Annotated in this window: 12 protein-coding genes and 1 pseudogene; 4 read left to right on the forward strand and 9 right to left on the reverse strand. The window is 72.5% G+C overall.

Annotation, left to right across the window (positions count from 1 at the left end):
• Window positions 1-224: 224 nt before the first annotated feature.
• The gene (locus tag AB0F04_RS02515; RefSeq protein WP_362036892.1) at window positions 225-1,484 is read left to right on the forward strand and encodes a serine hydrolase domain-containing protein; all 1,260 of its coding nucleotides are present in this window, start codon (window positions 225-227) and stop codon (window positions 1,482-1,484) included.
• Between the two features lie 84 nt (window positions 1,485-1,568).
• On the opposite strand, the gene AB0F04_RS02520 is transcribed toward AB0F04_RS02515, so the two are convergent.
• Both AB0F04_RS02520 and ribA read right to left on the reverse strand, forming a co-directional pair.
• On the reverse strand, window positions 1,569-2,630 hold the full coding sequence (locus AB0F04_RS02520) for a saccharopine dehydrogenase (RefSeq protein WP_362036894.1): 1,062 nt from the start codon (window positions 2,628-2,630) through the stop codon (window positions 1,569-1,571).
• 144 nt (window positions 2,631-2,774) lie between these two features.
• Window positions 2,775-3,434: a GTP cyclohydrolase II gene (gene ribA, locus AB0F04_RS02525; protein WP_362036896.1), complete on the reverse strand. Its 660-nt coding sequence runs from the start codon at window positions 3,432-3,434 to the stop codon at window positions 2,775-2,777.
• Between the two features lie 41 nt (window positions 3,435-3,475).
• On the opposite strand from ribA, the gene AB0F04_RS02530 reads away from it, so the two are divergent.
• Complete coding sequence (locus AB0F04_RS02530) at window positions 3,476-4,204, forward strand: creatininase family protein (protein WP_362036897.1); 729 nt, start codon at window positions 3,476-3,478, stop codon at window positions 4,202-4,204.
• Window positions 4,205-4,356: 152 nt separating this feature from the next.
• Here AB0F04_RS02530 and AB0F04_RS02535 read toward each other — a convergent pair.
• The 5 genes and pseudogenes from AB0F04_RS02535 to AB0F04_RS02555 form a co-directional block, all read right to left on the reverse strand.
• A pseudogene (locus AB0F04_RS02535) lies at window positions 4,357-5,652 on the reverse strand (lysylphosphatidylglycerol synthase transmembrane domain-containing protein); the annotation flags it as partial.
• A complete protein-coding gene (locus tag AB0F04_RS02540) occupies window positions 5,649-6,776 on the reverse strand; it encodes a class I SAM-dependent methyltransferase (protein WP_362036899.1) in 1,128 nt (375 codons plus the stop codon). The pseudogene AB0F04_RS02535 and the gene AB0F04_RS02540, both read right to left, overlap by 4 nt.
• Window positions 6,773-7,945, reverse strand: coding sequence for a glycosyltransferase family 4 protein (locus tag AB0F04_RS02545; protein WP_362037324.1), 1,173 nt, complete (start codon window positions 7,943-7,945; stop codon window positions 6,773-6,775). The genes AB0F04_RS02540 and AB0F04_RS02545 overlap by 4 nt, the downstream gene beginning before the upstream one ends.
• 29 nt (window positions 7,946-7,974) lie before the next feature.
• Window positions 7,975-8,373 (reverse strand): 6-carboxytetrahydropterin synthase, encoded by a 399-nt coding sequence (locus tag AB0F04_RS02550; protein ID WP_053675065.1) that lies wholly within the window; start codon window positions 8,371-8,373, stop codon window positions 7,975-7,977.
• A gap of 170 nt (window positions 8,374-8,543) precedes the next feature.
• Window positions 8,544-9,524, reverse strand: coding sequence for a zinc-binding alcohol dehydrogenase (locus AB0F04_RS02555; RefSeq protein ID WP_362036900.1), 981 nt, complete (start codon window positions 9,522-9,524; stop codon window positions 8,544-8,546).
• Window positions 9,525-9,632: 108 nt separating this feature from the next.
• On the opposite strand from AB0F04_RS02555, the gene AB0F04_RS02560 reads away from it, so the two are divergent.
• Complete coding sequence (locus AB0F04_RS02560; RefSeq protein ID WP_362036902.1) at window positions 9,633-10,394, forward strand: CDP-alcohol phosphatidyltransferase family protein; 762 nt, start codon at window positions 9,633-9,635, stop codon at window positions 10,392-10,394.
• A gap of 20 nt (window positions 10,395-10,414) precedes the next feature.
• Here the strand turns inward: AB0F04_RS02560 and AB0F04_RS02565 are convergent, their stop codons facing one another.
• Window positions 10,415-10,795, reverse strand: coding sequence for a helix-turn-helix domain-containing protein (locus AB0F04_RS02565; RefSeq protein WP_362036904.1), 381 nt, complete (start codon window positions 10,793-10,795; stop codon window positions 10,415-10,417).
• A 127-nt stretch (window positions 10,796-10,922) separates the two neighbouring features.
• Between AB0F04_RS02565 and AB0F04_RS02570 the strand changes: the two genes are divergently transcribed.
• Window positions 10,923-11,324, forward strand: a complete 402-nt coding sequence (locus AB0F04_RS02570; RefSeq protein WP_362036906.1) for a RidA family protein — start codon at window positions 10,923-10,925, stop codon at window positions 11,322-11,324.
• A gap of 9 nt (window positions 11,325-11,333) precedes the next feature.
• Here the strand turns inward: AB0F04_RS02570 and AB0F04_RS02575 are convergent, their stop codons facing one another.
• Complete coding sequence (locus AB0F04_RS02575; RefSeq protein ID WP_362036909.1) at window positions 11,334-12,845, reverse strand: ABC transporter substrate-binding protein; 1,512 nt, start codon at window positions 12,843-12,845, stop codon at window positions 11,334-11,336.
• Between the last annotated feature and the right edge of the window lie 118 nt (window positions 12,846-12,963).

Here is a 12,963-nt window from a genome sequence, read left to right on the forward strand (position 1 = left end):
TTCTCCTGGTCGTCCCGGCCCGGTACTCCTGGTGTCCGGGGCGGCGTCCCGAGCCTAGGGAGCCGCCGCCCGCTCGGCCATCGGCCATCGGTCCTGGTTCCCTGGCCTCACGGCCCCGCTGCTGCCGCGCACATCGAACCGTTCCTGCAGCACGATGGGGGTCTGAGGCGGCCCCGGCGGGGTAGGCCGGATCTCACCTCGACCAGCGCGACGGGAGACGAGCCATGGCACAGCTGCGACAAGAGGTCGATCCGGGTGAGGCGGGGCTGGATCCGCAGGTGCTGGGCCGCCTGGACCGGAACTTCGCCCGGCTCGTCGACGAGGGGCGCCTGCCGGGCTTCCTCGTGTCCGTCGCCCGCGCCGGACGCGTCGCGCACCTGACGACCCACGGCCTGCGCGACATCGCGGCCGGGCTGCCGGTCGAGCCGGACACGCTGTGGCGGGTCTACTCCATGACGAAGCCGGTCACCGCGGTCGCCGCGCTGCTGCTGGTCGAGGAGGGCCGGCTGTCGCTGGACGACCCGGTCGCCGACCATCTGCCCGCCTTCGCCGAGCCGCGGGTCTACGTCGGCGGCACAGGGGCGGACGTCGAGACCCGCCCGGCCGACGGACCGATACTCGTCCGGCATCTGATGACCCACACCTCGGGTCTGACCTTCGGCTTCTACCACACCCACCCCGTCGACGCCCTGTACCGCGAGGCCGGCCTGGAGTCGTCGGTGGCGCCGGGTGCGGACCTGGCCGAGACCATCGAGGTGTACGCGAGTCTGCCGCTGCAGTTCGAGCCGGGCACCGAGTGGAACTACTCGGTGGCCAGCAACGTCCTGGGCCGGATCATCGAGGTCGTGTCCGGGCAGCCGCTCGACGTGTTCTGCGCCGAGCGTGTGTTCGGACCGCTCGGCATGACGGACGCGGGCTTCCACGTCACGGACGCACAGGCGCCCCGGCTCTCGGAGATGTACGGGGAGAAGGAGGGCGGCGGCATCGAGCCGATCCCGGGGCTGCCGCTGCGCGGCCGGCCGCGGTTCCTGTCGGGCAGCGGCGGCATGGTGTGCTCGGCCCATGACTACCACCGCTTCATGGAACTGCTGCGCCGCCGGGGCGAACTGGACGGCGTGCGGCTGCTCGAACCGGGGACCGTGGAGCTGATGACCCGCAACCACCTGCCCGGCGGCGCCGACCTGCGGGCCTTCGGCAGCCGCCCCGCCCACGACGAGCCCGGCAACGAGGGACTCGGCTTCGGCCTCAACTGCTCCGTGGTGATCGACCCGTCCCGCACCCTCGTCCCGTCCGGGCTCGGCGCCTTCGGCTGGAGCGGGGTGGCCACGACGACGTTCTGGGTCGATCCGGGCCGCGACCTGACGGTGCAGTTCATGACGCAGGTGCGGCCCAGGACGTCCCACACGGTCTTCAAAGACCTCAAGCGGCTGGTCCACGAGGCCCTGACGGACCGAAGGTCCGCCACTGGTCCGGGCGGAGAGTGAACTGCACTCCCTCCTGCGCGAGTTCACGCAGCCACTGCTCGGACCGGGCGGCCGTCTCCGCGGCGGCCGCTCGCCGGTGCCGGTTCAGTGGTCAAGGGGCTCCCCCTTGTCGAGGCCGTGCGCGCGGGACGCGTCATGGAACCGGTCCAGGCAGCGCCCCCAGGCCCCCGAGACGCCGAAGTCGAGCAGCTGGGGCAGCAGGGCGGCCGAGAAGTCGGTGCTGGACTCCAGCGGCAGCAGGGAGGGCAGGTTGTCGATGGCGATCAGATCGAGCGGGGGATCGTCGCGCAGCCGGCGTACCGGCTCGTCCCAGGAGGTGGTGTCGTCGTACACCGGCAGGACGTTGAGCGGGGAACCGACGTCGCAGGTGACGTCGCACAGGGTGCGCAGGCGGCGGTCGGGGACATCGAGGTCCTGTGCGCGCAGGAAGGGCGGGACGGGGGTGGTGGCGAGCACCGCGTTGACCATCACGTCGTGACGCAGCAGGGCGGCACGGTCGAGGTCCCGGGTCTCGGCGAGGTCCCAGCAGGTCGGATCGGCGCCGGCGGTGGCGAAGGCCGCCCGGGCGCCGCGGCCACTGCGGCCCAGGGCGCCGATGACGAGGCCGGTGAACGCGGCGTCGGCGGCGTCCGGCTTCAGTGTCTCGTCCAGGTCTTCCTTGGTGGTCGGGGTCAGCGGTGCGCGCAGCCGGCCGCGGTGGCGGAGCACGGCGAGGGCGGCGCCCAGATAGCCGGCCCAGAATCCGAAGGCCGCGAGGCGCCGCCCGGTGTCGTCCACCAGGTACTCCAGGTCGAACAGCGCCCCGCCCCCGGCGGCGAACCGGCCCAGCAGGTCCGCCGCGCCCGGCTGCCCCTTGTAGGCGTGGCCGAAGAAGATGTGCCGGTGCGTCAGTTCAGCCGGATCGCCGGGCAGTTCCTTCAGGCCGAGCACGACGGCGTCCCGCGGCGCCGTCGTCCAGGAGCCCGCGGGCGCGACCCGGCAGCCGGCCGCCTCGTACTCCTCGATCGGGAAGACCCGCTGCGGGGACTCCTCGACGGTCAGTTCCACTCCGTGCCCGACGAGCCGCCGGGCGTCGTCGGGCACGATCGGAGTGCGTCGCTCGGTCGTTCGGGCCTCGTGGCGCAGCCACAGATGGAGCTCGGTCATACCAGGTGGGCCTCCGGCGTGAGGCGTCGGCCGCCGACGGCCGACGCTTCTGGGGCGGACGCCACGAAGCGTACGCGGCCCGCCTCCGGGTCGCGTACGGATTCGCCCAGGTCACGTCGGGGGACCGGAACCGGTTCGAGGCCGTCAGGAAGAGCTGACCACCGCGTCCAGATGGGGCAGGTGGTGGTCCAGGCGCTCCCGCTTGGTGCGCAGATAGGTGATGTTGTTCTCGCACGGCGGTATGAGCAGCGGCACCTGCTCGGCGACGGTGATGCCGTGGTCCACCAGCGCCTCGCGCTTGCGCGGGTTGTTCGACATCAGGCGCACGGACCGCACACCCAGGTCCTGCAGGATCCGTGCGGCGACGCCGTAGTCGCGGGCGTCCACGGGCAGGCCGAGGGCGAGGTTGGCCTCGACCGTGTCCAGGCCCTCCGCCTGCAGGGCCATCGCGCGCAGCTTGCCGAGCAGGCCGATGCCGCGGCCTTCATGCCCTCTGAGGTAGACCACGACACCGGCGCCCTCGGTGACGACCGCGCGCAGCGCCGCGTCGAGCTGGTCGCCGCACTCGCAGTGCTGGGAGCCGAAGGCGTCGCCGGTCAGGCACTCCGAGTGCAGCCGGATGAGGACGTCGTCCGCGCCGATCTCGCCGTAGACCAGCGCGACCTGTTCGTCACCGCGGTCGTGGTCCATGTAGCCGATCGCCTGGAATTTCCCGTACACGGTGGGCAAGGGGGCATTCACGACGCGTTCCACGCCGGTCCGCTGCGGTGCCTTCTTGCCGAGTACGCCAATGTTGTCTGTCATGATTCTCGAGTTCCTAAGCAGAGACGAAAGGCCGTGACGATATGAGTGATCTGGTGCCGGCGGACACCACGGAAGACGTACGGACGCGAGCTGCCGGCGTCTCACGGCAGGTCGCGGTGCTTCCCGTGGGGAGCTTCGAACAGCACGGCGCGTTTCTTCCGTTGGCGACCGACACGCTCGTCGCCTGTGCCGTCGCGCGGGAGATAGCCGGCGCGTATCCGGTGCACCTCCTTCCTCCGGTGACGATCTCGTGCTCGCACGAGCACGCGGCCTGGCCGGGGACCGTCAGCATCTCCTCGGTGACCCTTCATGCGGTGGTACGGGACATTGCGGCTTCGCTGCGCCGGTCCGGTGTCGACGCCCTGGTGGTGGTCAACGGGCACGGCGGCAACTACGTACTGGGCAACGTGGTTCAGGAATCTTCCGCCCGCGGCGAGCGGATGGCGCTCTTCCCGGCCGCGGAGGACTGGGAGGCGGCGCGTGAGCGGGCGGGTGTGGTCACCTCGCTGCTCACCGACATGCACGCGGGGGAAATCGAGACCTCCATCCTTCTGCACGCTCATCCCGAAATGCTCCGACCCGGTTATGAGACTTCCGATTTCGTCGCTGACGACCGGCGTCATCTGCTCACCCTCGGCATGTCCGGCTATACCGATTCCGGTGTCATCGGCCGTCCTTCGCTGGGTTCGGCGGAAAAGGGGAAGGAACTGCTGGCGAGCCTGGCGGATTCCTTCGGTGCGTATTTCTCGATGCTGACCTCCGACGCGTAGTCCGCCCGGGGCGCCCGGGGCGCCGGGGCCCCGGGGGGCGCCCCGGCCCCGGCCCGCAGGCCCGCGTACCAGCGGGCGACGAGCACGATCAGGCCGGGCAGGCTCGCCACGAGGCTGAGCACGCCGTAGACGACCGCGACGGCGAGCCCCCGGCCCGCGCCCAGGCCGGCGGCGCCGAACGCCCAGGCCGTGACGCCCTCCCTGGGCCCCCAGCCGCCGACGTTCAGCGGCAGGCCCATCGCCAGCAGGGCGAGGACGGCGAGGGGCAGCAGGACGGCCACCGAGGCGGTGGTCCCGGCGACCCGGGCGGCGAGTACGAACATCGCGACGTAACCTGCCAGCACGACCACGGAGGAGACAACCACTCCAGGCCCGTTCCGTCGCGACCACAGCCCCTCGCGGGCCTCGGCGAGGAACGCGCGCAGCCTACGGCCGCGGGGCGAGGGTGCCGCGCGGTTCATGCGCAGGGCGAGCACGACGGCGAGCGCCCCCAGGGAGGTCAGGGCCGCGAGCGGGGCGATGTTCCGGGCCTGGTCCAGCACCGGGGACGGCATGGACAGCAGGACGACGGCCCCGGCGGCGAACAACGCGAGCTGCCCGGCGGTCCGTTCGAGGACGACGGCCTTCACGCCCCGCCGCAGATCCCCCTCGCTCTGCCCGTGCCGCACGGCCCGGTGCACGTCGCCGAGGACACCGCCGGGCAGGGCCGCGTTCAGGAACAGCGCCCGGTAGTAGTCGGCGACGGCCGGCCCGAACGGCAGCCGGATCCTGAGCCCCCGGGCCACGATCGCCCACCGCCACGCGCTGCACACGGTGGTGACGAGCCCGATGCCGAGCGCGAGCAGCAGCGACACCCCGTCGATCCGCCGCAGTCCGTCCAGGAAGACGCCGGTACCGAGGCGCCAGAACAGCACGCCCAGGATGGCGACTCCGGCGAGGGTGCCGAGGTGCGTACGGACCTTCGGGGAGCCGAGACGGGCCAGGGCCCTGCGGACCGGGCCTGGCGCCGGCGTACCGGAGCCGTCCAGGTCACGGGCGCTCTCCAGGCCGCTGCCGTCCGGGGCACGGGTGCCCTCCGGGGCCGTACCGTCCAGGGCAATGCCGTCCAGGGCAATGCCGTTCGGGGCGGTGTCGTCCGGAGCAGTGCCGTTCAGGCCACCGGCGTCCTCCGGGCTGATGCCGTTCGGGCCGGTGTCGTCCGGGCGTTCGCGGTCCCGGTAGTGACGGTTCGTCGGGACGTCGGCCGTCCGGGTGGGGCCGGGCGGGGCCGAGGCGGCGGGCTCGCTGCTGTCGCCCACCACCGGGCACGGCATGGCCGCATCACCCCGGTCCGTGTCCACCACCGGGCCGGAAGGCGCGGGCAACCGGAGGCCGCCGGTGGTCGCGGGCAACCGGAGGGCCTCGGTGAGCGTGGCGGGCGGGCGCGTTCCCGTCGCCTGCGGGCTCATGACGCTCCGCCCACCGGGCGGGACAGGGCGAGGAGGTCGACGTGGTGGACGGTGACGCGCAGCTCGCCCGCCGCGCAGGCCGCCAGCCTGTTGGTGAGGTAGACGTCGGCCTCGGCCCGCAGTTCGGGGCGCTCCTCGACGGCGGCGCCGACCCAGCCGCGCAGCCACTGCTCGGTGAGCCGGGCCTGCTCGGGGCCGAGCCGCCAGGCGCTCGGGTGCAGCCGTACGGTCGCGCCGTGCTCGGAGAACGCCTCGGCCGCCACGGTGACCGCGTCGGGTCCGAGCAGGCCGTCGCGACGCTGGTGGTCGTTGAACGCCCGGGCGATCTCCGCGTCCAGCGGGTGGGACGGGGTCAGTTCCACGCGCCCGGCGACGGACAGCGTCAGCAGGGCGGGGCAGCCGGCTCCGGCACACGCCGCGGCGAGCGTGTCGATCTCCTCACGCGTGAGGACGTCCAGCAGGGCCGACGCCGTCACCAGGGACGCGCCCTGCAGGGCGTCCGGGGTGAGGCGGGCTACGTCACCGCGCCGCGTCTCCACGGTGACCCGGCTGCCGTCGGCGGCCGAGCGCGGGGAGGAGACGGCGGCGAAGTGCAGCAGGTAGGGGTCACGGTCGTGCAGGATCCAGTGCTGGGCGCCGTCCAGCCGGGGTGCGAGCCAGCGCCCCATCGAGCCGGTGCCGCAGCCCAGGTCGTGGATGACGACGCCGGACTTGCCCGGCAGGTTGGCGAGCCGGATCCGCAGCGGGTCGAGCAGGTCGTGCGCCCGTGCGGCGGCATCGGCCGGCTCGCGCAGCTCCAGCCACTCGGGCGCGTACCGGGGCGGGTCGTCCGGGTCGGCCTCACGCAGTTTGACGGTCGGCCGCGAGCCGGGCCTGCCACTGGGGCCGGCGCCGGGGATGACGGCGTCCGGGGCGTACCCCGGGACGAACTCCACGCCGGAGCCCAGCCCCGGGGTTCCCGTGCTCCCGGCGGGAACCGCGCCCGTGACGCCCGTCGCGGCCGCCTGCCCCGGGCCGGGCTTGCCGCCCGGGAGCACGCCGCCCGTCACGCCCGTGATCTCCCTCGGCCCGGGCTGTGCCGGGATCGCCCCGCTCTGCTGGGTCGTCGTCGCCGGGTTCGTCATGCGGCCCTCCGGGGTTCGGTCGGGAGCCGGCGCAGTACCGCCGCCAGGCTCTGTGCGGTCGTCGCCCAGCCGTCGAGGGCGGCACGGCGGCTGCGGGCGGCGGCCTTCAGGCGGCGTCGCACGTCCGCCTCGCCGAACCAGCCGCGCAGTTCGGCGGCGATGGCGGCGGGGTTCTCCGGCGGGACGAGGATGCCCGGCACCCCGCCGTCGGGAGCGCGGCCGACCGCCTCCGGCAGCCCGCCGACGTCCGTGGCCAGCACCGGGATGCCCCGGGCCAGCGCCTCGGTCACCGCCATGCCGTACGTCTCGGCGTAGGAGGTGAGGACCATCAGGTCGGCCGTGGCGTAACTCGCGTCGAGCGCGGGGCCGGACTTCGGCCCGGCCAGCTCCAGCCGGCCCTGGAGTCCGTGCCTGCCGATGAGGGACCGCAGATGGTCGACGTACTCCGGGTCCTGGGTCAGGGAGCCGACACACACGCAGCTCCACGGCAGGTCGCCGACCTCGGCCAGCGCCTCCACCAGCCGGTGCTGGCCCTTGCGCGGAGTCACGGCGGCCACGCACAGCAGGCGCGAGACCCCGTCGGTTCCGGGCGCGAGCGGCGCGATGTCCGCGCCCGGGGCGGCGACGTGCACCCGCTCGGGCGGAAGGCCGTGGTGGGAGACCAGGCGGCGGACCGCCCAGTCGCTGGTGGCGATCACGGCCGGCACCGCCCGCAGCACCGTCCGCTCCCTGGCGTCCAGTTCGGCGGCGACCGCGGCGTCCAGGCCCGTCTCGTCGCCGAGCGGGAGGTGGACGAGGACCGCCATGCGCAGGCGTTCCGTTTCGGGGACCACGATCTCCGGCACGCCGCAGGCCACCAGCCCGTCGAGGAGCACGACGGCTCCGTCGGGCAACGCGGCCAGGGCGCGTGCCAGTTCCGTACGGGCGTCGGCCCCCGGCTGGGGCCAGTCACCGGCCACGGCGTGCTTGGTCACCTGCCAGCCGAAGCCGGGCAGGTCCAGGCACACCCGCCGGTCGTAGGCGTTGCCGCCGCTGGGGGCCGTCGGGTCGTCGATGCCGCCCGGCAGTACGAAGTGCACGGTACGCAGGGACATGGGGATGATCTCGGCGTTCTTCAGGGAGGCGTGCTGCACGGGAACATAATTCAGCCGTGCCGGTGCCGGACCCATGTGTTCGGGCCGTTCGACGGTCGTGTCGGTCACAGCGCACGCTCGTAACTCGCCCAGGCGATGTGCGATTCGTGCAGGGTGACGGTCAGGCCCGCGATGCCCTTGGCGCCCTCGCCCAGCGCCCCCTTGTGGATGCGCTCGGCGAGCCGGTCGGCGACGACCTTGGCGAGGAACTCCGTGGAGGTGTTGACTCCGGCGAAGTCGGGCTCGTTGTCGAGGTTGCGGTAGTTCAGCTCGCTGACGACGGCGCCGAGTTCCTGGGTGGCCAGCCCGATGTCGACGACGATGTTGTCCTCGTCCAGCTGTTCGCGCCGGAACGTGGCGTCCACGAGGAACGTGGCCCCGTGCAGGCGCTGCGCGGGTCCGAAGACGTCGCCACGGAAGCTGTGGGCGATCATGATGTGATCGCGGACGGTGATGCTGAACAACGGACGACCCTCCAGGTGCGGCGCGTCTGTTCCCCGCTCTCGGTGCCGGGGATGCCGAGTAGTACGGCCCGTTGCCTTCCCCTGTTCAGCCTGTCGTACGTCTTTTCTCAGGTCAGGCGCTCCTGTCGTGGCCAACTCGTACCGGATGGAACGAATCGTCAGCCGATGCGTCAATCGCTCTCGTCGTAACGGACGCGGTGGCACAGTGCCGGAACCTCGCCGGAGACGAGCCGGGGCAGCACGTCCGGCAGGTCCTCGAAGGAGGACTCGCCGGTGATCAGCGCATCGAGGGCGGGGTCGGCGAGCAGGTCGAGGGCGACGGCCAGCCGGTCGGCGTAGGTGCGGTTCGGGCGGGCCGGGGAGACGGTGCCGACCTGACTGCTGCGGATGACGAGCCGGCGGGAGTGGAAGGCCTCACCGAGCGGGAGGCTCACCTGCCGGTCGCCGTACCAGCTGAGCTCGAGCACGGTCCCCTCGGCGGCGAGAAGCTCCAGGGACCTGGTGAGGCCCGCTTGCGTGGCGCTGGCGTGCACGACCAGGTCGAGGTCCCCGTCGGCGTCCTCGGGGGTGGCGAAGCCGACACCGAGCGCCTCGGCGGTCTTCGCGCGCGTCGGGTCGGCGTCGACCAGCTGGACGCGGACCCCGGGGAACCGGGCGAGGAGGGCGGCCACCGAGCAGCCGACCATGCCGCCGCCGACCACGGCGATGCGGTCTCCGACCAGGGGCGCGGCGTCCCACAGGGCGTTGACGGCGGTCTCCACGGTCCCGGCGAGCACGGCCCGTTCGGCGGGCACGGTGTCCGGCACCGGGGTGACCGCTGCGGCCGGGACGACGTAGCGCGTCTGGTGCGGGTAGAGGCAGAACACGGTGCGGCCGGTGAGCTCCTCGGGCCCCTCCTCCACCACGCCGACGTTGAGGTAGCCGTACTTCACCGGGCCTGGGAAGTCGCCCTCCTGGAACGGCGCGCGCATGGCCGTGTGCTGGCTGACGGGGACGCCACCGCGGAAGACGAGCGTCTCGGTGCCGCGGCTCACGCCGGAGAACAGCGTGCGGACCAGCACCTCGCCCTCGCCGGGCGCCGGCAGGGCGACGTCCCGGATCGCGCCTCGCCCAGGCGAGTCGGTCCAGAACGCGCGTCCGGTGTGCTTCATCGAAGTCCTCCTGAACGATCGGGAAGCTGCTTGCGTACCGAGGGGTGCACAGGCCGCGCACAACGTAGCGGCGTTGATCGACTCTGTCACACGGCCGGAGGGTGTTCGGTGGCCCTGAACAACACTTACGACGCGAGGCTCGTACAGCAGGAGACCGCCCTGGGGGCGGGCGTGCAGGTCCTGCTGCTGGCCCTGATCGGCACGGCGATCGGGATGGGGCCGGCGGGCTGGCTGAGCGGCCTCGCGTTCGCGATCGCCACCTGGGCGGTGCTCTCCCGGGCCCTGCACCGCTCCCGGCTGCGCTCCTTCGGCGCGGCGAACCGGGTCACCCTCGGCCGGGCCACTCTCGTCGGCGGGGTCACGGCCCTGGTCGCCGACTCGTTCCAGAGCTCACCGCCGGTGTCGCTGTTCGTCGGTCTGACGGCGGTGGCGCTGATCCTCGACGGCGTCGACGGCAAGGTCGCCCGCCGCACCGGCACCTCCACCCCGCTGGGCGCGCGTTTCGACATGGAGGTCGACGCCTTCCTGATCCTGGTGCTCAGCGTGTACGTGTCGATGCAACTGGGACCGTGGGTCCTGCTGATCGGCGGCATGCGCTACGTCTTCGTCGCCGCGGCCAAGGTGTGGCCCTGGCTGACCGCCGCGCTCCCGCCGAGCACCGCCCGCAAGACCGTCGCCGCGCTCCAGGGCGTGCTCCTGCTGCTGGCGGGCGCCGGTCTCCTCCCCTACGCGGCCAACTTCGGCGTCGCGGCCCTGGCACTGGGCCTGCTGGTCTGGTCGTTCGGACGGGATGTGCTGTGGCTGTACCGGACCTCGCGGGTCGAGGAGCCGGCGGCCGCCCGTCAGGTGCGGGAATTGGTCGCGAGCTGACGCCCGGCCGCCCTCGCCGGTCAGGTACCGAAGCGCCCTCGGGCCGCCTCGATGTGCCCGAGGTACCGGTTGGTCCAGCCGCAGATCGCGTCGACCGTGGCGCGCAGCGCGCGGCCCGGCTCGGTGAGCGTGTACTCGACCTTGGGCGGCACGGTGGGGTGCACCTTCCGGTCGACCAGGCCGTTGCGCTCCAGCATCCGAAGGTTCTGCGTGAGCATCTTGTGGCTGACCCCCTCCACCTCGTCGCGCAACTCGCTGAAGCGCAGGGTGCGTTCCCCGAGCGCCTCGATGATCAGCAGCGCCCACTTGTTGGCCACGTCGGAGAAGATCTCACGGGCCAGGGAGTCCGCCCTCCGCAGGTCCGCGTTCTCGGGCAAATCTCTGATCTGCTTGGTCACCATGTGGTTCCCCAGTCACCGAAAAGTGCGTTCTTCCAGGTCGGCGGTCACTCTCCTACGGTTTCCGAGTAACCGCAAGAGAGCACGGACCCGTTGCCCGCGGTCCGTGCCCGACGGAAGGAACCCGCACATGACCACGCTCGACGTCTACGACCACGGCATACCGGCCGAGGGCCACTTCGGCTACGCCCAGGCGATCAGGTCCGGTGACCTGGTCCATGTCTCCGGGCAGCTCTCGTTCGACGAGGCGGGCGCCTTCCACCCGGAGGACGACTTCGCCGCCCAGCTCGAGGGGACCCACGCCAACCTCGACAAGGTCCTGGCCCACTACGGTGCCACCCGCAACCAGATCGTCTCCCAGACGCTGTACGCGGTGGACCTCGTGCGGAACGCCGAGGTGGCCGCGAAGGGCAACCGGGCGTACTTCGGCACCCACCGCCCGGTCAGCACGGCCCTCGGCGTCACCGAACTGACCTTCCCCGGGCAGCTCGTCGAGATCAGCTGCGTGATCGACACGAAGCTGCCCGCCTGAACCGTCCGCTCAGCGACGCGTTCCGGCACCCACGAGGGTCCGCTCGTAGGGGTCGAGCAGCACACCCCGGATCTTGGTGGAGACACCGGCGATGATCTGCTGGTGGGCCAGCGGCACGACCGCGTCCGTGCCGAGGATCGCGGCCTCGGCGGCCATGGCGGCGTCCTGCCGCTGCTCGGTGCCGTCGGTCCCGATGGCCTCGGTGACGGCCCGGTCGACCCGCTTGTCGCACAGCCGGGCCGGGTTGTAGCCGCCGTCGCAGGTGTAGTCGCTGCCGAGGACGCCGACGGGGTCGCCGGTGTCCAGGAGGCTGTTGCGGGCGCCGATGAACGCGTCGAACCTTCCGGCGAGCGCGTCGCTCTCCAGCCGTGAGTACTCGCGCACCTCCAGCTTCACCGTGAAACCGGCCTTCTGGAGCTGCTGTTGTACGACCTGGGCGGCCTCGGGCAGTTCGGGCCGGTTGTCGTAGGTGGCGAGGGTGATCGACGCCCCGCCGGGGCGAGCGGGCTCCGCGCGCCCGGCCGGTTTCACCCGCTTGCTCTCGGCCCAGGTGACGGCGGGTCCGAAGAGGCCGGCGCCCGGGTCGGCGTACCCCTCGAAGACGCCCTCGACGAGGGCGGAGGAGTCGATCGCCGTGCGGGCCGCGGCGCGCAGCCGCGGGTCCTTGAAGGGCCCGCTATCCGTGTTGAGTTGCAGGCTGGTGGTCCGGGTGGTGCCGGCTTCCTCGAGGGTGCCCTTGTCGAGTGTGGCGGCCTGGGCGACGGGGATCGCCTCGGCGATGTCGACGTCGCCGGTTCGCACGGCGTTGGCGCGGGCGGTGCCGTCCTTGACGAAGCGTGCGTCGATGCCGGAGGCGTGGGCGAGTCCGCCCCAGTGGTCGTCGTAGCGGTCGAGGGCGGCGGAGCCGCCGCTGACCTCGGTGATCTCGAAGGGCCCGGTGGCAGTGCCGACCGAGGTGGGGGCGGCCGTCTTCCCGCGCGCCCTCTTCTCGTATGCGCGCGGAGAAAGGACGGCCAGGCTCGGACTGGACAGGCGCAGGGGCAGGACGGGGTCCGGCGTGGCGGTGGTGACGCGGATGCCGTGGTCGCCGTCGGCCTTCGCGTCGAAGGTGACCCCGGCGAGCGCGGCGGGTGCGGGCTCGGCGTTCTTGGCGTGGGTCAGGGCGGAGGCGACGGCGGCGGGGGTCACCTCCGTGCCGTCCTGGAAGGTTGCCTCGCGGAGAGTGAAACTCCACGTGCGATCGCTCTGCCGGCGCCAGGACCGGGCGAGCGCGGGGGCCGCGGCACCGTTGGCGTCCAGGGCGGTCACTCCTTCGGTGACGCCGAGCCGGCTGAGCAGCGTGGCGTCGGCTCCGTACGGCGAGAGGTTCTCGGCGGGCGGGAAGGCGAGGGCGACACGCAACCGCGACCCCGACGTCACGCCGCCCGGCGACGACGCGCCCTCGGGCGACACGAAGCAGCCGGTCAGCCCGGGGAGGAGGAGGACGGGGAGGAGGAACCGAAGAGGACCTTTGATGCTCAATACACGCACCTGCACATCCTAGGCAGCAAGGTGAACCCCCGATCGGCTCAGCCGATTTGACAGTGGCGACGGGCACTCTCTAAACCTAGCCACATGAAATCCATTTTCAACAAGGTGG

The sequence above is a fragment of the Streptomyces sp. NPDC029041 genome (assembly GCF_040637515.1).
Lineage (GTDB): Bacteria > Actinomycetota > Actinomycetes > Streptomycetales > Streptomycetaceae > Streptomyces.

Bases quoted from the DNA above. Each gene is read 5' to 3' on its own strand.
- AB0F04_RS02515 (WP_362036892.1), top strand. From the start codon at position 225: ATGGCACAGCTGCGACAAGAGGTCGATCCGGGTGAGGCGGGGCTGGAT.
- AB0F04_RS02520 (WP_362036894.1), bottom strand. From the start codon at position 2,630: ATGACCGAGCTCCATCTGTGGCTGCGCCACGAGGCCCGAACGACCGAG.
- ribA (WP_362036896.1), bottom strand. From the start codon at position 3,434: ATGACAGACAACATTGGCGTACTCGGCAAGAAGGCACCGCAGCGGACC.
- AB0F04_RS02530 (WP_362036897.1), top strand. From the start codon at position 3,476: ATGAGTGATCTGGTGCCGGCGGACACCACGGAAGACGTACGGACGCGA.
- AB0F04_RS02540 (WP_362036899.1), bottom strand. From the start codon at position 6,776: ATGACGAACCCGGCGACGACGACCCAGCAGAGCGGGGCGATCCCGGCA.
- AB0F04_RS02545 (WP_362037324.1), bottom strand. From the start codon at position 7,945: ATGGGTCCGGCACCGGCACGGCTGAATTATGTTCCCGTGCAGCACGCC.
- AB0F04_RS02555 (WP_362036900.1), bottom strand. From the start codon at position 9,524: ATGAAGCACACCGGACGCGCGTTCTGGACCGACTCGCCTGGGCGAGGC.
- AB0F04_RS02565 (WP_362036904.1), bottom strand. From the start codon at position 10,795: ATGGTGACCAAGCAGATCAGAGATTTGCCCGAGAACGCGGACCTGCGG.
- AB0F04_RS02570 (WP_362036906.1), top strand. From the start codon at position 10,923: ATGACCACGCTCGACGTCTACGACCACGGCATACCGGCCGAGGGCCAC.